The sequence below is a fragment of the Roseateles sp. genome (genome assembly GCF_046300915.1).
Taxonomy (GTDB): Bacteria; Pseudomonadota; Gammaproteobacteria; order Burkholderiales; family Burkholderiaceae_C; genus Kinneretia.
Window position 1 is genome coordinate 1 of record NZ_JBKCLH010000202.1, and the last position, 19,139, is coordinate 19,139.

Annotated in this window: 20 protein-coding genes; 18 read left to right on the plus strand and 2 right to left on the minus strand. The window is 69.3% G+C overall.

Going from position 1 to position 19,139, the window contains the following annotated elements:
• From ACK5F2_RS15325 to ACK5F2_RS15355, 7 genes are all read left to right on the plus strand, one after another.
• On the plus strand, nucleotides 1–1,023 hold a 1,023-nt coding region (locus tag ACK5F2_RS15325; RefSeq protein ID WP_409866078.1), incomplete at its 5' end, for an FtsX-like permease family protein.
• Nucleotides 1,023–2,225, plus strand: a complete 1,203-nt coding sequence (locus ACK5F2_RS15330) for a lipocalin-like domain-containing protein (protein WP_409866081.1) — start codon at nucleotides 1,023–1,025, stop codon at nucleotides 2,223–2,225. The genes ACK5F2_RS15325 and ACK5F2_RS15330, both read left to right, overlap by 1 nt.
• Nucleotides 2,226–2,244: 19 nt before the next feature.
• Nucleotides 2,245–4,044, plus strand: a complete 1,800-nt coding sequence (locus ACK5F2_RS15335) for an ABC transporter transmembrane domain-containing protein (RefSeq protein ID WP_409866083.1) — start codon at nucleotides 2,245–2,247, stop codon at nucleotides 4,042–4,044.
• 145 nt (nucleotides 4,045–4,189) lie between these two features.
• Nucleotides 4,190–4,357 (plus strand): hypothetical protein, encoded by a 168-nt coding sequence (locus tag ACK5F2_RS15340; RefSeq protein WP_409866085.1) that lies wholly within the window; start codon nucleotides 4,190–4,192, stop codon nucleotides 4,355–4,357.
• Between the two features lie 95 nt (nucleotides 4,358–4,452).
• Nucleotides 4,453–5,229, plus strand: a complete 777-nt coding sequence (locus tag ACK5F2_RS15345; RefSeq protein WP_409866088.1) for a DNA/RNA non-specific endonuclease — start codon at nucleotides 4,453–4,455, stop codon at nucleotides 5,227–5,229.
• Between the two features lie 69 nt (nucleotides 5,230–5,298).
• Entirely contained in the window at nucleotides 5,299–6,057 is a 759-nt protein-coding gene (locus ACK5F2_RS15350) for a response regulator (RefSeq protein ID WP_409866090.1), read from the plus strand.
• Entirely contained in the window at nucleotides 6,054–8,132 is a 2,079-nt protein-coding gene (locus ACK5F2_RS15355; RefSeq protein ID WP_409866092.1) for a PAS domain S-box protein, read from the plus strand. Before ACK5F2_RS15350 ends, ACK5F2_RS15355 begins: the two co-directional genes overlap by 4 nt.
• A 13-nt stretch (nucleotides 8,133–8,145) precedes the next feature.
• Here ACK5F2_RS15355 and ACK5F2_RS15360 read toward each other — a convergent pair whose 3' ends face one another.
• On the minus strand, nucleotides 8,146–8,910 hold the full coding sequence (locus ACK5F2_RS15360; RefSeq protein WP_409866094.1) for a Crp/Fnr family transcriptional regulator: 765 nt from the start codon (nucleotides 8,908–8,910) through the stop codon (nucleotides 8,146–8,148).
• A 195-nt stretch (nucleotides 8,911–9,105) separates the two neighbouring features.
• Here ACK5F2_RS15360 and ACK5F2_RS15365 point away from each other — a divergent pair, with 195 nt between their 5' ends.
• The 11 genes from ACK5F2_RS15365 to ACK5F2_RS15415 all read left to right on the plus strand — a co-directional run bounded on the left by ACK5F2_RS15365 (nucleotide 9,106) and on the right by ACK5F2_RS15415 (nucleotide 17,542).
• Nucleotides 9,106–9,618 (plus strand): hypothetical protein, encoded by a 513-nt coding sequence (locus ACK5F2_RS15365; protein WP_409866096.1) that lies wholly within the window; start codon nucleotides 9,106–9,108, stop codon nucleotides 9,616–9,618.
• An 88-nt stretch (nucleotides 9,619–9,706) separates the two neighbouring features.
• Nucleotides 9,707–10,393, plus strand: a complete 687-nt coding sequence (locus ACK5F2_RS15370) for a heavy metal response regulator transcription factor (RefSeq protein WP_409866097.1) — start codon at nucleotides 9,707–9,709, stop codon at nucleotides 10,391–10,393.
• Nucleotides 10,390–11,781: a heavy metal sensor histidine kinase gene (locus tag ACK5F2_RS15375; protein ID WP_409866100.1), complete on the plus strand. Its 1,392-nt coding sequence runs from the start codon at nucleotides 10,390–10,392 to the stop codon at nucleotides 11,779–11,781. Before ACK5F2_RS15370 ends, ACK5F2_RS15375 begins: the two co-directional genes overlap by 4 nt.
• A 57-nt stretch (nucleotides 11,782–11,838) precedes the next feature.
• The gene (locus tag ACK5F2_RS15380) at nucleotides 11,839–12,246 is read left to right on the plus strand and encodes a DUF4148 domain-containing protein (RefSeq protein ID WP_409866102.1); all 408 of its coding nucleotides are present in this window, start codon (nucleotides 11,839–11,841) and stop codon (nucleotides 12,244–12,246) included.
• Between the two features lie 40 nt (nucleotides 12,247–12,286).
• Nucleotides 12,287–12,763, plus strand: a complete 477-nt coding sequence (locus ACK5F2_RS15385; protein ID WP_409866104.1) for a hypothetical protein — start codon at nucleotides 12,287–12,289, stop codon at nucleotides 12,761–12,763.
• A 165-nt stretch (nucleotides 12,764–12,928) separates the two neighbouring features.
• Complete coding sequence (locus ACK5F2_RS15390) at nucleotides 12,929–13,348, plus strand: hypothetical protein (protein ID WP_409866107.1); 420 nt, start codon at nucleotides 12,929–12,931, stop codon at nucleotides 13,346–13,348.
• 11 nt (nucleotides 13,349–13,359) lie between these two features.
• Nucleotides 13,360–14,784: a TolC family protein gene (locus tag ACK5F2_RS15395; RefSeq protein WP_409866110.1), complete on the plus strand. Its 1,425-nt coding sequence runs from the start codon at nucleotides 13,360–13,362 to the stop codon at nucleotides 14,782–14,784.
• Between the two features lie 18 nt (nucleotides 14,785–14,802).
• A complete protein-coding gene (locus ACK5F2_RS15400; RefSeq protein WP_409866111.1) occupies nucleotides 14,803–16,224 on the plus strand; it encodes a multicopper oxidase family protein in 1,422 nt (473 codons plus the stop codon).
• Nucleotides 16,225–16,240: 16 nt separating this feature from the next.
• Complete coding sequence (locus tag ACK5F2_RS15405; protein ID WP_409866113.1) at nucleotides 16,241–16,747, plus strand: cupredoxin domain-containing protein; 507 nt, start codon at nucleotides 16,241–16,243, stop codon at nucleotides 16,745–16,747.
• Nucleotides 16,734–17,216, plus strand: a complete 483-nt coding sequence (locus ACK5F2_RS15410) for a DUF411 domain-containing protein (protein ID WP_409866114.1) — start codon at nucleotides 16,734–16,736, stop codon at nucleotides 17,214–17,216. Before ACK5F2_RS15405 ends, ACK5F2_RS15410 begins: the two co-directional genes overlap by 14 nt.
• Nucleotides 17,217–17,224: 8 nt before the next feature.
• Complete coding sequence (locus tag ACK5F2_RS15415; protein WP_409866117.1) at nucleotides 17,225–17,542, plus strand: copper-binding protein; 318 nt, start codon at nucleotides 17,225–17,227, stop codon at nucleotides 17,540–17,542.
• A gap of 60 nt (nucleotides 17,543–17,602) precedes the next feature.
• Here ACK5F2_RS15415 and ACK5F2_RS15420 read toward each other — a convergent pair whose 3' ends face one another.
• The gene (locus ACK5F2_RS15420; protein WP_409866119.1) at nucleotides 17,603–19,102 is read right to left on the minus strand and encodes a DegQ family serine endoprotease; all 1,500 of its coding nucleotides are present in this window, start codon (nucleotides 19,100–19,102) and stop codon (nucleotides 17,603–17,605) included.
• Nucleotides 19,103–19,139: the final 37 nt, after the last annotated feature.

Consider the following 19,139-nt stretch of genomic DNA (forward strand, 5'->3'; position numbering starts at 1 on the left):
CAGCAGATGCTGCCGGCCGATCTGTACGTGCGCTCGGCCCTGCGCGGCGAGGCCGGCCTGCGCGCACCTCTGCCGGCTGAGTTCGTGGCCGCCGTGCAGCGCAGCGGCCTGGTGCGCGAGCTCCAGCCCCAGCGCAGCCGCCGCATCGCCCTGCCGCCCGCGGCCGGCGAGGCCCAGCCGCGCTGGATCACCCTGCTGGCCCGCCCCGTGCCGGACGAGAGCCGCCTGCCCCTGGTGGGCGAGCGCGCCAGCGCCCCCGCACCAGGCCTGCAGCCGCTCTACCCCAACGAGGCCTTGCGCGACCAGCTGGGCCTGCAGCCCGGCGCCCGCCTCAGCCTGCCCGGCCTGGGGCCGCAAGGCCAGGCCCTGGAGGGCTATGTGCGTGCCGTCTGGCGCGACTACAGCCGCCAGAGCGGCGCCCTGCTGATGCCGCATGCCGACTATCTGCGCGCCAGCGGCGACGCCGAGGTCAACGAGCTCTACCTCTGGCTGGCGCCCGGCGCCGAGATGGGCGCGGTGCAGGCCGGCCTGCGCGCCCTGGCAGGCGAGGCGCAGGACATCGAACAGGTCTCCAGCGGCGAGCTGCTGGCCATCTCCCTGCACATCTTCGACCGCAGCTTCGCGGTGAGCTACTGGCTGCAGGCCATTGCGCTGGGCCTGGGCCTGGTGGGCGTGGCGGCCACGCTCTCGGCCCAGGTGCTGGCGCGGCGGCGCGAATTCGGCCTGCTGCGCCATCGGGGCTTCAGCCGCGCCCAGCTGCGCACCCTGCTGCTGGCCGAAACCGCGGTGCAGACCACGGCCGGCGCCCTGCTGGGCCTGGGCCTGGGCCTGGCCATCAGTGCGGTGCTGGTCTTTGTGGTGAACCCGCAGAGCTTCCACTGGAGCATGGACCTGGCCCTGCCCACGGCCCGCCTGGCCGCCCTGCTGGCCGCCACCCTGGCGGCGGCCCTGCTCACCGCCTGGCTGGCCGGCCGACGCAGCCTGGGCCAGGACCTGCTACGCGCGGTGCGGGAGGACTGGTGATGCAGGGCTTCATCAAGGGCATGAGCCCGCGCCGTGCGCTGCTGCAGCAGCTGGCCGCCCTGGGCCTGGGCGCAGGCTTGGGCGGCACTGGCGCCTTGCTGCTACCCTGGCCGGCCTTCGCGCTGGAGCGCCGGGCCTTGAGCTTTCCGCGCGACCATGGGGCGCATCCCGAGTCCGGCCTGGAGTGGTGGTACCTGACGGGCCTGCTGGCCGAGCAGGACTGGGGCGCGCCGCGCTGGGGCTTCCAGCTCACCTTCTTTCGCGTGCGGCATGGGGACGCGGCCGTGCAGCAGCACCCCAGCCGCCTGGCCCCGCGCCAGCTGCTGCTGGCCCATGTGGCGCTCACCGACCTGGCGCGCGGCCAGCTTCAGCATGATCAGCGCGTGGCTCGCCTGGGCCTGGGCCACGCCCGCTACGCCGAGGCCGATACCGATCTGCGCCTGCAGGACTGGTGGCTGCGCCGCGAGCCGGCCGCAAGCTCGGAGGCTGGCGGCTCGCGCTACCGCGCGGCCTTTGGCGGCCAGCGCGTTGCGCTGCAGCTGGACCTGAGCACGGCCCTGCCGCCCCTGCTCCAGGGTGAGGCAGGCTGGTCCCGCAAGGGCCCCGAGCCCCAGCATGCCAGCCAGTACTACAGCCAGACCCAGCTCCAGGGCCAGGTCTTGCTGCGCGAGCCGGACGGCAAGACCCGGCCCTACCGTGCCCGCGCCTGGTTGGACCATGAGTGGAGCGACGCCCTGCTCGCCCCCGAGGCCCAGGGCTGGGACTGGATGGGCCTGAATCTGCGCGACGGCCGCGCGCTCACGGCCTTTCGCCTGCGCCGTGCCGACGGCAGCGAGCTCTGGAGCGGCGGCAGCCTGCGCGAGGCGGGCGGCGCCAGCCGCAGCTTTGCCCCGGGCGAGCTGCGGCTGCGGCCCCTGCGCGAATGGCGCAGCCCCGCCAGCGGCGCGCGCTACCCGGTGGCCTGGGCCCTGCAAGGCCCGGGTTTAGGCTCAGGCGAAGACTGGCGGCTGGAGGCCCTGGCCGATGCGCAGGAGGTGGATGCCCGGGCCAGCACCGGCATGCTGTACTGGGAAGGTGCTTCAAGGCTGCTGGACAGCCAGGGGCACACACTCGGGCAAGGCTATCTGGAACTGACCGGCTACAGCCAGCGCATGCGTCTGGCGATGCAGCCGCCCGCGCTGGCGGCGGCGGGCAAGGCCTGACCCTGGCTACACTTCGCCGATGTCACCGACTCAGAAGCCGTCCCCGCGGCCCGAGGCCCGCAAAGGGTCTGCGCGCTCCCTGTCGGGCCTGCTGCCCTTCCTCAAGCCCTATCGGGTGCGCATCGCCCTGGCCCTGCTCTTCCTGCTCTTGGCGGCGCTGAGCACCCTGCTGTTTCCGCTGGCGCTCAAGGCCTTGATCGATCAGGGCCTGGTGGCCAGCGATCCGGGCGAGCGGGTGATGGCTTTGAGGGAGCACTTCCTGGCCCTGTTCGGCGTGGGTGTGGCCCTGGCCCTGTTCTCGGCCGCCCGCTTCTATGTGGTGAGCTGGCTGGGCGAACGCGTAACCGCCGATCTGCGCCGCGCCGTCTATGCCCATGTGCTGCGGCAAAGCCCCGAGTTTTTCGAGCACACCCAGACCGGCGAGGTGCTCAGCCGCATCACCACCGACACCACCGTGGTGCAGACCGTGGTGGGCTCCAGCCTCTCCATGGGCCTGCGCAACAGCGTGATGGGGCTGGGCGCCCTCATCATGCTCATCGCCACCAATGCGCGCGTCATGCTGCCGGTGCTGGGCATGCTGGTGCTGGTGGTGCTGCCCGCTCTGGCCTTCGGGCGGCGGGTGCGCAAGCTCAGCCGCGCCAGCCAGGACCGGGTGGCCGACACCAGTGCCATTGCAGCCGAGGTGCTGAACGCCGTGCCGGTGGTGCAGAGCTACACCCAGGAGCAGGCCGAAACCCGGCGCTTTGCCCAGGCCACCGAGAGCGCTTTCGACACCGCGCGCAAGCGCATCCGCGTGCGCTCGGGCCTGGTGGCTTTTGTCATCAGCAGCACCTTCGCCGCCCTGCTCTGGGGCCTGTATCAGGGCACGCAGGCCGTCATGGCCGGTCAGATCAGTGCCGGCCATCTGGGGCAGACGGTGGTCTATGTGATTCTGCTGGTCAGCAGCGTGGCCGTGCTGGCCGAGGTCTGGGGCGATGTGCTGCGCGCGGCCGGTGCCACCGAGCGACTCATGGAGCTGCTGGCCACACGCTCTGCGGTGGCCGAGCCCGCCGCGCCCCAGCCCCTGCCGCCCAGCACGGGCGGTGCGGCCCTGCGCATCCGGGACCTGTGCTTCCACTACCCCTCGCGCCCCGATCAAGCGGCCCTGAGCCAGATCGATCTGGATATTCGCCCCGGCGAGACGGTGGCCCTGGTCGGCCCCAGCGGCGCCGGCAAGAGCACGGTGTTCCAGCTGCTGCTGCGCTTTTACGAGGCGCAGACGGGCAGCATCGAGCTCAACGGTCAGGACATCCGGCATCTGGCCCTGACCGAGCTGCGCGGCGCCATGGCCCTGGTGCCGCAGGACAGCACCGTGTTCTCGGCCAATGCGATGGAGAACATCCGCTACGGCCGCCCCGAGGCCAGCGACGAGGAGGTCATCGCCGCCGCACGGGCCGCATTCGCGCACGAGTTCATCAGCGCCCTGCCCCAGGGCTACCAGACTTTTCTGGGGGAGCGTGGAGTGCGCCTCTCGGGTGGACAGCGCCAACGCATCGCGATTGCGCGCGCCATGCTCAAGAATCCGCCCCTGCTGCTGCTGGATGAGGCCACCAGCGCGCTGGACGCCGAGAGCGAGCGCATGGTTCAGGCCGCGCTGGAGCGCGCCATGCAGCACCGCACCACCCTGGTCATCGCCCACCGCCTGGCCACGGTGCAGCGCGCCGACCGCATCCTGGTGCTGGAGCAGGGCCGCATCGTCGAGTCCGGCAGCCATGCCGATCTGCTGGCCCGGGGCGGCCTGTACGCGCGACTGGCCGCGCTGCAATTCGAGTCCGCTTGAGCTTCGCACCGTGGCTTGCCCCTGATCGTCGGCCGGGAATGAATCGGCTTTTCCGAAGTCAAAGGCCGATGCACCCTGCTTGAACCGATGTTCAGCCTGAGAGATCATCCGCGCCGTTCTGGTCCCGAACGGATTTCTCTACGATATGGAAAACATTGACAGCGCCGCCCTGATGGGTCTCGTTTTCTGCGTCACGCTGGCCTGGGTCGCCTGGCAGGCAAAGCGCCTGGGCAATGACCGCAGCGATGTCCGCCTGCTGGGCGCCTCGGCCGCGGTCAGCGGCCTGGGCGCGGGCTTGGCCGCCCTGCTCTGACACGTCGCGCCCCCGGCGCTCCTCACTCTGCTCGCACACCTGGCCCCGGCCTTGCCGCACGGGGCAGGGTTGCGGCGTTTTGCCATTCACGATTCATGAAAGCCATAGCAAGTGGCCGCCACGCCCTCGTGGGCGGGCTGATAGCCCTGTTCCTCGGCATCAGTACCAACATCGCGTCAGCCGGCACACCGGATGTACGGCGGCTGCCCAGTTCCTTCGCGCAGTGTTCGAAGTTCTTCGCCGGTCAGCGTCCGCCGGCGGTAGCCCCCCGCCCCCGTTTGCGCGAGCTCTGCTACGACGGCTTCGCGGTCTTGCACAGCGGTGACACGCGCACGCCGGTCTTTGTCGCGCAAAGCTTGAACCGCAACAATGTGGGCGGCATCCGGCGGCAGAAGTCGGACCGCTTCTACGCCGACGCCCGTTTGCCGCGCAGCGAGCGCGCCGAACTGGAGGACTACAAGCGTTCGGGCTATTCGCGTGGCCATATGGCGCCCTCCGGCGATATGAGCACCGAGGAGGCCATGGCCCAGTCCTATTCCCTGGCCAATATGGTGCCGCAGTCCATACGCCACAACTCGGGCGCCTGGGCGCGCATCGAGGAAGACACCCGCCGCTACGTGCAGCGCGCCCAGGGTGAGGTCTTCGTGATCACGGGAGCGGTGTTTGCGCCGAACACGCCGCGCATCGGCGACAACGGCGTAGGCGTCCCCAGCCACCTGTTCAAGCTGGTCTATGACAGCCACACCCGTCGGGCCTGGGCCCACTGGCAGGCCAATGACGACGACGAGCGGGCCTCGGCGCCCATCAGCTATCGCGAGCTGGTGCGTCGCACCGGCACCGAGTGGCTGCCCGCTGAAGATGTCAAGACCTGACCCGCAAGGCCACGACCCCAGCTGCGGTACGCGGCGGGCTTGCGGGCGGAATTGGTGACAATGCCCGACATGAACGTCGCCATCGCCACGCCCGTCCATATCGCTATCGTTGATGATGAAGCCGATATCCGTCAGCTGCTGGGCGCCTACCTGGTCCCGCAGGGCTTCCGGGTCACGCCCCTGGCCACCGGGCGCGAGCTGCTGGCCCTGATGCATCGTGACGCCCCGCAGCTGGTGCTGCTGGACCTGGGCCTGCCCGGTGAGGATGGCTTTGCCATTGCGCGCCAGCTGCGTGAGCACTGGCACTGCGGCTTGCTCATCGTCACCGGCCGCGGCGACCCGATTGACAAGGTTGTGGGTCTGGAAGTCGGGGCGGACGACTATGTCACCAAGCCCTTCGACCTGCGCGAGCTGCTCGCCCGCATCAAGGCCGTGCTGCGCCGCCTCCAACCGGCGCAGGCCGGCGCCAGCAGCAGGGCCCAAGCCGAGACGACGCTTCCTCAGGAGCGCTACCGCTTCATGGACTGGCAGCTCGATGCGGGTGCCCGGCGGCTGGAGCACGGGCATGCCGGCCCGGTGGAGCTGACGGGCGGCGAATTCGACCTGCTGACCGTGTTTTTGCGGCATGCCGGACGGGTGCTCTCACGCGAATTCCTGCTGGAGCAGACGCGCGGCCGCGAAGCCGGGCCCTATGACCGCACCATTGATGTTCAGGTCGGGCGCCTGCGTCGCAAGCTGCAGGCTTGCATGCCCGAGCAGGCGGCTGAACTCATACGCGCGGTGCGAGGTGCCGGCTACCAGCTGGTGGCTCAGGTGGAACGTCAATGAGCAGCAGCGCCTTTGCGCAGTCGCAAGCAGAGATTGCGGCGCCCAACCTCTTCAGCTCACTCTTCAGCGCCTACCCGGACGCCCTGCTCCTGGTGGACTTCGCCGGAATGATCGTGCAGGCCAACCCGGCGGCCGAACGCCTGCTGGGCTACGAGCCCGGTGCCTTGCTCGGCGAACCGGTGGATGCACTGGTGCCCGACAGCATACGGCCACGCCACGCCGCCTACCGCGACGACTATGCGCGCAATCCGCGTCCGCGGCCCATGGGCACGCAGATGGAGTTGGTGGCCAGGCGGCGGGACGGCTCCGAGGTCATGGTGGAAATCGCCCTGAGCCCCTTGCAGGACCGGGGCCTGCCCTTTGTGGTCGCGGCCATCCGCGACATCAGCGCCTACCCGCGCATGCGTCAAGCCCTGCAGCGCGCACGCTACGCGGAACAGGTGGCACAGCTTGGCCGCCTGGCCGTGGACAGCCGGGACCCGGCGGCCCTCTTCCGCCAGGCGCCGCGCGCCGCCGCGCAGACCCTGGAGGTTGAGCAGGCGCGGCTCTACCTGCTCGAAGCCGATGGTCGCAGCCTGCGCGTGGCCGGTGCGGCCGGCATGCTGGACCAAGAGCATGCCGAGATCGAGGGGCAGGTCTTGCCCTGCCTGCCCGGTTCACCGCTTGCCTATTTGATGGCCCAGCAAAGGCCGACCGTGGTGCCCGACTACGCCAGCGAACAACGATTCGAAGTGCCGCAGGCCTATCTGCGCGCCGGTCTGGTCAGCGCGCTGGGCACACCCTTGCTGGATCAGGGGCGCTGCATTGGTGCGCTGGTCGTGCGCTCGCGCCAGCCCCAGCGCTTTGGCGACGATGAGCTGCGCTTTCTGGAGTCCATCGGCAATCTGCTCTCCACCATCCTGCAGCGCGCCCAGGGCGAGGAGGCGCTGCGACACGCCCAGCGCCTGGAGACTGTGGGCCAGCTAACCGGCGGCATTGCCCACGATTTCAACAATCTGCTCACCGTGATCCAGGGCAATCTTCAGGTCCTGGAAGAGCTGCCCGCCGTGGCGGGTGATGCCGCAGCCCCGCCCATGGTGGCAGCCGCCATGCGTGCCACGCGCCGAGGCGCCGAACTCACGGGCAAGCTGCTGGCCTTCTCACGGCGCCAGCTGCTCCAGCCCAGCAGGGTCGAGATTGCGGGCTTGCTGGCCTCCCTGGCCGGCATGCTCAGGCGCACCCTGGACCAGCGCATACACATCGAGGACGATGTTGCCCCTGACTGCCCGGCCCTGCTGGCCGATGCGGGCCAGCTGGAGTCGGCCTTGCTCAATATCGCGATCAATGCGCGCGACGCCATGCCGGACGGCGGTCACCTGCGCTTTCGCGCCTGGCGCTATGACCGCCTGCCCCCGGACCTGCTGACGGAGCTCCCCCCCAGCGCCCTGCCCTTGCTGGCGATTGCGGTGAGCGACAGCGGGGCCGGCATGCCCGAGGCGGTGCGCAGACGCGCTTTCGAGCCCTTTTTCACCACCAAGGAGGCCGGCCGTGGCACGGGACTGGGGCTGTCCACCGTCTACGGCTTCGTCAAACAGTCGCAAGGGGCCATCCGCCTGGACAGCAGTCCCGCTCAGGGCACCACGGTCACGCTCTACTTTCCGGCCGCGCCCCAAGGCAGCCACAAGGGTCAGGAGCAGGGGGAGGCGGGCGTACACGCGCCACCACCGGGCCTGCGCGTTCTGCTGGTGGAGGACGAGGCCGAGGTGCGTGCGGTGCTGCTCAACTTCCTGCAGGCCTGGGGCTGCGAGATCAGGGTCTGCAGCCACGCAGAGGCCGCCCTGGCCGCCCTGGCGGAGCCGGGGGCGGACTTCGACCTCTTGCTGACCGATGTGATGCTGGGCAGCGGCATGCGAGGCACCGAACTGGCCGCGAAGGTGCGGCGGCAGCATCCCGCGCTGGCCGTGCTGCTGATGTCGGGCTATGCCGCTGATCTGCTGACGGCCGAGCTGCCGGTGCTGCGCGAGCTGCCGCTGCTGCGCAAGCCCTTCAGCCGCGAACAACTGGCCAGCGCCATGGCCCAGGCCCTGGAGGCCTGAGGCAAAGTCCGTCTCACTGCAGGGTGCGGCCGGCGCCCGAGCCGCCCTGCACAAAGGCCGCCAGGGCACCGAGCTCCGGAATCTCGATATCGCGCCGCCCCTTCTCGGCAAAGCGGATCAGATGCCGGGCCGACAGGCGCGACAGCGCCCGGCTCACCGACTCGATGGTCATGCCCAGATAGTTGCCGATCTCGGCCCGGCTCATGCGCAGACTGATCTGATCCGCCCGCAGTCCGCGCCGGGCCAGCGAGTCGGCCCAGTAGTGCAGGAAGTCCGCCACGCGGGCATCGGCCGACAGCGTGCACAAGGACAGCAGGGCATCGCGGTCGCGGACTATCTCCCGGCTCATGGCTTCATGCATCAGGGCCAGCAGGCGAGGCTGCGTCAGACAGGCCTGCACCAAGGCCTCGTAGCTGAAGCTCCAGATCTCCCCCGTATCCATGGCCACCGCGTCGCAGCCATGACGCCCCTGGGCAATGCCATCGAAACCCAGCCAGTCACCCCGAAACTGCAGGGCCACCACCTGTTCACGACCATCGCTGGCACTGTTGATCAGCTTGAAGAGTCCGGCGTTGACCAGATGCAGGCGCTGGAACCCCTCGCCCGCCTGGTAGATCAGATCCCCGGCATGAACCACCCGACGCTGCAGCGGCACATGGGAAGCAACAAGGTCCAGCATGCTGCCAATGCGCTGGGCCTCGTTGGCCGGCGCTCCGACGACGCCGTCGTGGGGCGCAAGCTTGGCGGACCTGGAAACTGGCGCGGTGCTGGTTTGCATGAGGACTCCTACCTGAACTGGCTGTTGTGCAGGCAGTGTCCCGGGCTTGCGCAATCGGCTGAGGAACCGGCCATGACCAAGTGAAATCGAGCATGTCATTTTGTAAATGGATGGTGAACGGCGCGCATTGCGCATCGAACGCTTGACCTGCCGCAAAGGCCGTGCCGCAAAGCGCTCTAGGCTCGCCATCCGAGCATGTATCCCGCCACCCTGCCCCTCCCCGAAAGCAGCACCGAGCCTCTGTCGCCAAGCTGGTGCCAGGCCTTGCTGCAGCGTGCCCAGAGCCTGGACCGGAGCGCGGTGTTCTCACGCCTTCAGGGGCGCAATATCGCCCTGCTCTGCTTGCACCCGGATGAGGCGGCGCTCACGAGCCTGGAGGAGGCGGCGTCCAGCCTGGGCGCACGTCTGGCCCGGCTGGATGCCCAGGGCTGGCTGGAAGACAGCGCAGACAGTCCCGCGCTGCTGCGCATGCTGGAGCGGCTGTATGACGCGGTGGACTGTGAAGGGCTGCCGGCCGAGCGCGCCCAGGCCCTGCAGCGCCAGTGCGCCCTGCCCGTCCTGGTCAATCTGTCCCAGACCCAGCAGGCCGTGAAGGCGCTGGCGCCCCAGCTGCGTGCGCTGCGCGCTCCCGACGCCCACTCAGCCAGCCTGGCCGAGGAGGAGGTACTGCTGGTGCAGGCCCTCTTGGTCAGCAGCCTGGGCGCCTGAGTGTGGCGGCGTGGAGCCGTCGCCGGCCGGTCTGGCAGATGACAAATTCGTTAACTCATACAGCGAGCGCCACCCTCACAATGCGGGCATGAAGCTCTTGTTGATCGAGGATGAACCCAAGCTGGCCGAGTATCTGCGCAAGGGCTTGAGCGAGGAAGGCTTCAGCGTGGAGCTGGCGCTCAACGGCATCGATGGCCTGCACCTGGCCACCCAGGGGCAGCATGATCTGATCGTGCTGGACGGCATGCTGCCAGGCATTGACGGTCTGGCCGTGCTGGCCGCCCTGCGCCAGAGCCGCAACACCCCGGTGCTGATGCTCACCGCCCGCACCCAGGTGGAAGACCGGGTGCGTGGCCTGCAGGCCGGCGCCGACGACTATGTGCTCAAGCCCTTCGCCTTCTCTGAGCTGCTGGCCCGCATCCAGGGCTTGCTGCGGCGGGCCCAGGGCGCGCGCAGCAGCGGCGAAGTCACCCAGCTGCGTCTGGGTGAGCTGGAGATGGACCTGATACGGCGACGCGCCCAGCGCGCCGGGCAGCGCCTGGACCTCACGGCCAAGGAATTCAATCTGCTGAGCCTGCTGCTGCGGCGTCAGGGCGAGGTGCTGTCCCGCACCGAACTGGCCGAGCAGGTCTGGGACATGAATTTCGACAGCGAGACCAATGTGGTGGAGGTGGCGATACGGCGCCTGCGCACCAAGCTGGACCAGCCCTTTGAGCGCCCCCTGCTGCACACGGTTCGCGGCATGGGCTATGTGCTAGAGGACCGCGGGGCGTGAGCCAGCCGCAGCCGCAGGCAGCCCGCTCGCGCGGCGCGGATCTGGGCTTGCGCCTGTCGCGCTGGCTGGCTCTGCTGAGCATCCTCGGCCTGGGCCTGCTGTGCAGCGGCATCTACCTGGCCCTGGCCCTGACCCTGAACCAGCGCCAGACCCAGACCCTGGACCAGAAGCAGCAGGCGGTTCAGCAGCTGCTCGCCGAGCGCCGACCGGCGAGCCAGCGCGACGAGCAGCTGCGCGACCTGCTCGCCGGCCATAACGAGTTGAGCCTCCGCCTGCACGACAAACAGGGCGTGCTGCAGTTCTCGTCCAAGCTGGCCACGCAGGCGGAGCCGGGCAAAACCCGGCACTTCCAGACCGCATCACCCGCGGGTGATTCCGCCCCGCTGCAAGCCCGGCTGAGCCTGGACACCCGGGCCGACGCCGCCCTGCTCAGGCGCATGGCTCAGATTCTGGCGCTCAGCGCCCTGGCGGGTGTGCTGCTGATCTCCGCCGGCGCCTTTGTCCTGGTGCGGCGCGGCCTGGCGCCGCTGCGCCTGCTGGGGGCGCAGATGCAGCAGCTCGGCGGCCATGCGCTGGAGCGTCGCCTGGACGGAAGCGGACAGCCCCGCGAGCTGCAGCCTCTGGTGGCCCAGTTCAATGCCCTGCTGGACCGTCTGGCCGCCAGCTACCGGCAGATGGAGGCTTTCAACGCCGATGTGGCCCATGAGCTCAACACCCCGCTGGCCACCCTGATCAGCAGCTGCGAGCTGGCCCTGCGCCGGCGGCGCCAGGACCCGGAGCTGCAGGACTTGCTGGGCTCCAATCTGGAAGAGCTGCACCGCTTGGCGGGCATCGTGGCCGACATGCTGTTTCTCTCCCATGCCGACCGTGGGCGCGCCGCCAGGCGCGAGCCGCTCGCGAGCGTGGCGGCCCTGGCTCAGGAGGTCCTGGACTTCCACGAGGCGGCCTTGCTGGAGGCGGGTCTGCAGGCCCAGGTCTGCGGCGACGCCAGTGCCGCCCTCGACCCCGGCTTGCTGCGTCGGGCCTTGTCCAATCTGCTGGGTAATGCCACGCGCTATGCCTATCGAGGCAGCGTGCTGCAGTTGCTGATACAGACCGAGCCTGGGGATCTGCTGCGGCTTGCGGTGCTCAATGAGGGGCCGCAGATCGAGGCCGTGCATCTGCCACGCCTCTTTGACCGCTTCTACCGCGCCGACCCCGCGCGCAGCCAGGCGGACCGCAACCACGGGCTGGGCCTGGCCATCGTGGCCGCCATTGCGCGCATGCATGGTGGTCAGCCCTTTGCGCAGTCGGCTCCGGGGCGCAGCTGCATCGGCCTGCTGCTGCCTCGCATGACACAAACGTCATCCGCCCGCCCGGCTTCCGACCCCTCGCCCTCCCTACAGTGAAGCCATGGTGCTCAGCATGAGCCCCATGTTTCGAGACTAGCAAGCACTGGAGGTCATATGTTCCGTACCCTGACTCTGAGCCTGGCCCTGCTGGGCGCAAGCGCACTGCCCGCCCTGGCACATCCCCTGAGCCAGAACAGCGAGGGCGCTCGCAGCCGCGCCGAAGTCCTGGCCGAGCTGGACGCCGCACGCCGTGACGGCAGCCTGGCCCGCATGAATCGCGAGGGTGGCCACGCGCCCGAGTACCAGCAGCGCGGCAGCCGCACACGAGAGGAGGTGCTGGCCGAGCTGGAAGCGGCGCGCCGCAGCGGGTATATGGCCCGCCTCAATCGCGAGAGCGGCCTGCCCATCGAGCCCATGCCGCTCGGCAAGTCCCTCAGCCGCGCCGAGGTGCTGGCCGAGCTGGAACACGCCCGTGCGGACGGCAGCATGCGCTGCAGCCTGGGCAATCGCGGCAGCTGCTGAAGACGCGCCGGGCGGCAGGCCTGATTTACACTCTGCAGCCATGAAGAGCACGATGTGGCGCCTGCTGCTGACCCTGCTGCTGGCGGTGACCCTGCCGCTGCAGGGCTATGCCGCGCATGCGCTGCAGCTCTGCGGCCTGGGCGCCGCCGATGTGCCGGCCCTTCAGTCCGCCCCTCAGCACGGCGGCGCTCACGCACAGACTCACGCGGACCATCACGCCACCGGCGCAGACCCGCAGGCCATGAGCTCTCATGCCACGGCATCGGCCAACGTGGAGCATGGCGGCTGCGAGCCCGGTCCCGCCGCCGACTGCCATGAGCAGAACGCCGGCACGACTGGCGAGCACGGTGCCTGCAGCGCCTGCGCTGCCTGCTGCCATGCCCTGGCCCTGATCACCGAGCTTCCCCAGCTCCATATGCCCACCCAGCATCCGCCGGGCGTGGCCACCGTACCCTCAGGCCACGAGGGTACGCACCGCGGCGGGCTGGAGCGCCCGCCCCGCTCTCTGCAGCACTGAACGCCGGCACTAGCGCACCCCCTCGCGCGCCTTCTTGCGCGCCCATGTGCGCGTCCAGCCGGCTCCGGAACCGGAACCTCCCGCCCCGGCACGCTTGAAGCCCTTTCGCGGCCCAAGCCTGCCCTGTGCGGCCCGGCGCCCCAGTGTCTGTCAGCGAGATCAAACATGAACCCACTGCCCATGGTGTGGCGCCTGATGGCGCTCTGCCCCCTGTGCTGGCTGGCCCTGTCGCCTTCGGCGACCTGGGCCCAAGCCCCTCATCGCCCGGAAGCCGGCCACGTCCAGGACGCCAGCGCCGCCGTTCCGCCCCTGCGCTACAGCTCCGTGCTGCAGCACTACCGCCCCTTGCCGGAGATCCAGCAGCCCGCGTCCTGGGTGCAAAGCAATGAGCGCGTGGGCCGCATCGGCGGCTGGCGTGCCTACGCCCGCGAGATGCAGCAGGCCGATGCGCCTGCCGCGTCGTCCCCCGCAAACTCGATGCATGACTCGCACAAGGCCCGACCGGCAGAGGCCGTCGGTGGCAAGCCCTCACACGGCCATCATCACCATGGCGGCGCCGCTCAGCATGGGGGGCACAAGCCATGAGGACGTCTTCCATGATGGCTTTTGGGCGTCGCGCAACAAGGCATCTGCGTGGCATGAGCGTGCTGGCCGCGACCCTGCTGCTGGCGGGCTGTGCCAGCCTGGGGCCGGATGCCGGTCTGGACCCCGTGCGCCAGATGGTGGGCGAGCGCCTGGGCGCACAGCAGGCCCAGAGCCTGCAGGCCCGGCCCGCGACCCAGCGGGCGCCCGAGCTGGATGCCTTGCTGGCCGCGCCGATGACGGTCGACTCAGCGGTGCAGATCGCCCTGCTGAACCACCCGGGGCTCCAGGCCGATCTGCACGGCCTGGGTGTCAGCGAGGCCGAACTGGTGCAGGCCAGCCGCCTGCCCAACCCCGGTTTTTCCTGGGGCCGCAGCAGACAAGGGCATGAGCGCGAGATCGAGCGTGGCCTGGGGCTGGAGCTGGGTCATCTGCTGGCCCTGCCCTTGATCCGGCAGGCTCAGAGCCAGCGCCTGGCCGCCGCTCAGCTGGAGACCGCGCAGCGCGTGCTGAGCCATGTGGCCGAGACCCGCAAAGCCTTCTACACCGCGGTGGCCGCCCAGCAGACCCTGGCCTATCAGCGCGATGTACAGACCGCTGCGGAGGCCGGCGCCGAGCTGGCCCGCCGCATGGCTCAGACCGGCAACTGGAGCGCGCTGCAGCAGGCCCGTGAGCATGCCTTCTATGCTGAGGCCGCGCTCGGTACCGCCCGGGCCGAGCGGACCTTGATGAGCGCGCGCGAGCGCCTGAGCCGCCTGCTGGGCCTGTGGGGCGCGCAGACGGACTACCGCCTGAGCGAGCGCCTGCCGGACCTGCCCGCAAGCGCCCAGCCGCGCCCCGCGCTGGAGCAGGAGGCGCTGGGCCAGCGTCTGGACCTGCGCGCCAGTCTGGCCCAGACCGAGGCCCTGGCCCGCCAGCTGGGCTTGCAGCGCGCCACGCGCTGGGTCAATGTGCTGGAGCTGGATTTGCTGCACGCCAACAGCAATGAGGCGCCGCGCAAGACCGGCTTCGAGTTCAGTCTGGAGCTGCCGCTCTTCGACTGGGGCGATGCCCGGGTGGCGCGTGCCGAGCGGCAGTACATGCAGAACCTGCACCGCAGTGCACAGATCGCCGTGGAAGCGCGCTCCGAACTGCGCGAGGCCTACCAGAACTACCGCGCGGCCCACGATGTGGCGCGCCACTACCGGGACGAGCTGGTGCCGCTGGCACGCCGGGTCAGCGAGCAGAACCTGCTGCGCTACAACGGCATGTTCATCGGGGTCTTCGAGCTGCTGGCGGACACCCGGGCCCAGATCGGCACGGTCAATGCCTCGATCGAAGCCCTGCGCGACTTCTGGCTGGCGCAGGCGGACTATGAACTGGCCCAGGTCGCCAAGCCCGCCCTGGGTGGCCCCGCCTCGCCCAAGGCCGCCGCGGCCGCCGCCGGCGCCGATCACTGACACCGAACGAGGATCGCAATGGTTTCCCGACGTCAATTCTTCCGTGGTGCCGGCGCCGTGACGGCCGCCGTGTCCGCCGCGAGTGTCAGCAAGGTGGCCCTGGCCGCCCTGCCCGAGCCCGTGCTGCAGGCAAGGCCTGACACCATGCCCCCGCTGCTGCCCGCCACGGGCCGGCCCTACAAGCCGGTGGTCACGCTCAATGGCTGGACCCTGCCCTGGCGCATGAACCAAGGTGTCAAGGAGTTCCATCTGGTGGCCGAGCCGGTGCTGCGCGAGCTGGCGCCCGGCATGAAGGCCCATCTCTGGGGCTACAACGGTCAGTCCCCGGGACCCACCATCGAGGTGGTCGAGGGCGACCGGGTACGCATCTTCGTCACCAACAAGCTGCCCGAGCACACCAGTATTCATTGGCATGGCCAACGCCTGCCCAATGGCATGGATGGGGTCTCGGGCCTGACGCAGAAGGCCATCGCCCCGGGCAAGACCTATGTCTACGAGTTCGTGGCACGCCGCCCCGGCACCTTTATGTACCACCCGCATGCGGATGAGATGACCCAGATGGCCATGGGCATGATGGGCTTCTGGATCACGCATCCCAAGAGCCGCCATCCCCAGATCAGCGAGGTCGACCGGGACTTCTGCTTCCTGCTCAATGCCTTTGACATCGAGCCCGGCAGCGCCACGCCCAAGATCATGACCATGCTGGACTTCAATCTCTGGTGCTGGAACAGCCGCGTCTTTCCCGGCATAGACACCCTGAACGTAGGCCTGGGCGACCGGGTGCGCATACGGGTGGGCAACCTGACCATGACCAACCATCCCATCCATCTGCATGGCCACGAGTTCGAGGTCACCGGTACCGATGGCGGCCCCGTGCCCCGCAGCGCGCGCTGGCCCGAGGTCACGACCGATATCGCCGTGGGGCAGATGCGCCAGATCGAGTTTCTGGCGGACGAGCCGGGCGACTGGGCCTTCCACTGCCACAAGAGTCACCACACCATGAATGCCATGGGCCATGGCGTGCCCACCATGATTGGCGTGGACCACAGCGAGGTGGTCAAGAAGATCGGCAAGCTCATTCCCGACTACATGGTCATGGGCGAGCGCGGCATGGCCGATATGGCCGAGATGGAGATGGCCCTGCCGGCCAACACCCTGCCCATGATGAGCGGCCAGGGCCCCTTTGGCGGCGTGGAGATGGGCGGCATGTTCAGCGTGCTCAAGGTCCGCAAGGAGCAAAAGCCCGGGGACTACAGCGACCCGGGCTGGTATCGCCACCCGCGCGGCGAGGTGGCCTTCGAGTGGACGGGCGCCCTGCCCGAGCCACGCCGCTTCGCCGCCGAGGGTGGCGGCTCCATGCCCAGCCAGGCGCCCGAGGGCGCCAGCACCGAACTGCGCGCCCGCAAGCCGGGCGGCAACGGCAACAAACACTCGCACTGAAGCCAAGGAGCAGCACATGAAACGACACACCCTGGGCGCCGCCCTGGCCATGGCCCTGCTGAGCGCGGCCAGCACGGCCGTTCTGGCTCATGGGCCCGGTGGCAGCCACCATGGCGCCAGCAAACAGGAGCAGACGGACTGGGGCATCGCGGCCGAGCGCAAGCAGGCGCGACGCACCATTGCCATCAGCATGGACGACAAGATGCGTTTCACGCCGGATCGCCTGCAGTTCAAACAGGGCGAGACGGTGCGCCTGCTCATCCGCAACGAGGGCAAGCTGATGCATGAGTTCGTCATCGGCACCAAGAAGGAGCTGGATGCGCATGCCGAGATGATGATCAAGCATCCGGGCATGGAGCATGACGAGCCCTATATGGCCCATGTGGCGCCCGGGCAGACGGGTGAAATTGTCTGGACCTTCAACCGCGCGGGCGAGTTCGACTTCGCCTGCCTGATCGCCGGCCACTACCAGGCGGGCATGGTGGGCAAGATCCTGGTGGAGGCGACGCATGGCAAGAAGTGAAACGCGCCGCCGGCTGCTGCTGAGCCTGGTGGCGGCGGCCACGCCGATCTGGGCCCGGGCGCAGACCGTGCCCCTGATCGAAGTCTGGAAAGACCCCAGCTGCGGCTGCTGCAAGGACTGGGTCAGCCATGTGGAGGCCGCCGGCTTTCGCACCAAGGTTCACGATGTGGGCAATGCCGCCATGCGTCGGCGTCTGGGCATAGACAGCAAGTACGGCTCCTGCCACACCGCGGTGGTGGGCGGCTATGCGCTGGAGGGCCATGTGCCCGCGCGCGAGATCTGGCGCCTGCTGCGGGAACGACCCAAAGCCCTGGGCCTGGCCGTTCCCGGCATGCCCATAGGCTCGCCCGGCATGGATGGGCCGGCCTATGGCGATCGCTCGGATCGCTACGAGGTGCTGCTGCTCGCCCGTGATGGCAGCGCCAGCGTGTTCCACACCTATCCCGGCTCGCAGAGCAAGAAAGCATGAAGATGACGATGAACTCACAACGTTCCCTGGGCCGCGCCCTCGGCACCGTAGCGCTGCTGGCCGCACTGGGCCTGTCCAGCCTGAGCGCACTGGCCACCGAGCTGACGCCCGGCGAGGTGCGCAAGATCGATCGCGAGGCCCGCAAGATCACCCTCAGGCACGGCGAGATCCGCAACCTGGACATGCCGCCCATGACCATGGTGTTCCAGGTCCGCGACGAGAAGCAGCTTGAGCGCCTGAAGGTGGGCGACAAGGTGCTGTTCGCCGCCGAGAAAAGCGCGGGCGGTGCCTATGTGGTCACGGAGCTGCAAAGCGCCGCGCCCTGACGTGAAAAAGCCCCTCGCGAGGGGCTTTTCCTAGGGGCTCGGCCGCGGGCCTGGGCCGGTTCAGCCTATGCGCACCGGCACAAAGATCTGCTGGCCGCCGCGCAGCACCAGCAGGGCCACGGACTTCTCGGCCGCGGCCACGGCCTCACGCACCTGCTCCACACTGGCCACCTTGTTGCCGTTCACGGCCAGCAGCACATCGCCGGGCTGCACGCCGGCGCGCTGGGCCGCGCCGCTCACTTCCTCGACCAGCAGGCCTTCACGCTGCTTGCCGCGCTCGCCCGGCTGCAGAGGGCGCAGAGCCAGGCCCAGCTTGCCGGTGGGGGCCTGCGCCTCAACCTCGGCCTGGGCCTGGCGCTGCTCGCTGGCGTCACCCAGGGTGGCGTTCAGCGACTCTCGCCGGCCCTGACGCCAGACTTCCAGGCTGGCGCGCTCGCCCGGCGTGGCCTGACCCAGACGGGCGGGCAGATCACTGGACGCGATGATGGGCTGATCGTTGAACTTCAGGATCACGTCCCCAGGCTTGAGGCCGGCCTTGTCCGCCGGGCCACCGGGCTCCACGCTGGACACCAGGGCCCCGGCCGGGCGCTCCAGCTTGAAGGAGTCGGCAAAGGCCTGGTTCACGTCCTGGATCACCACACCCAGGCGCGCATGCTGGGCACGTCCGCCCTTCTGGATCTGCTGCTGCACCCGCTGCGCCACCTCGATAGGAATGGCGAAGGAGATGCCCTGATAGCCGCCCGACTGGCTGTAGATCTGCGAGTTGATGCCCACCACCTCGCCGCGCGCATTGAAGAGCGGGCCGCCCGAGTTGCCGGGGTTGACCGCCACATCGGTCTGGATGAAGGGCACGAAGCTGTCGTCCGGCAGGGCCCGGCCCTTGGCACTGACCACGCCGGCGCTCACGCTGTTCTCGAAGCCGAAGGGCGAGCCGATGGCCAGCACCCATTCACCCACGCGCAGTTCCTGGCTGTTGCCCAGCTTGAGCGTGGGCAGGTTCCTGGCCTCGATCTTGAGTACGGCCACATCGGTGCGCGGATCGCTACCCAGGACCTTGGCGGGGAACTCGCGCCGGTCGGTGAGCTTGACCGTCACCTCCTGCGCGTCCTTGATCACATGGGCATTGGTCAGGATCACGCCGTCCTCGCTGACGATGAAGCCCGAGCCCTGGCCGCGCACCGGCATGGAGCGCTCGCCGCCCGGCTGACCGGGAATCTGGAAGCGGCGGAAGAACTGATAGAAGGGATCGTTGGGATCCATCTCCGGCATGGCCTGCGGCGCCCGCCGACCGGTCTTGACGCTGCCGCTCACGCTGATGTTCACCACGGCCGGACCATTGCGCGCCGTGATCTGGGCAAAGTCGGGCGCCACACCGGCGGACAGCGGCTGGGCAGCCTGAGGGGGCGTTGCGGCCGCGGGCGCGGTCTGCGTGCTCAGGGTCGCGACCACGGGCTGGGCGCTCTCGCCCTTGGTCAGGGCCAGGGCGCCAACGACGCCGCCCCCCAGGCCCAGCACGCCCGCGGCGGCCAAGGCCCAGACCAGTCGCTTGACGGGAACCATTTTCTCCACAACAGCCATGAGAGCTCCTTTGCACTGT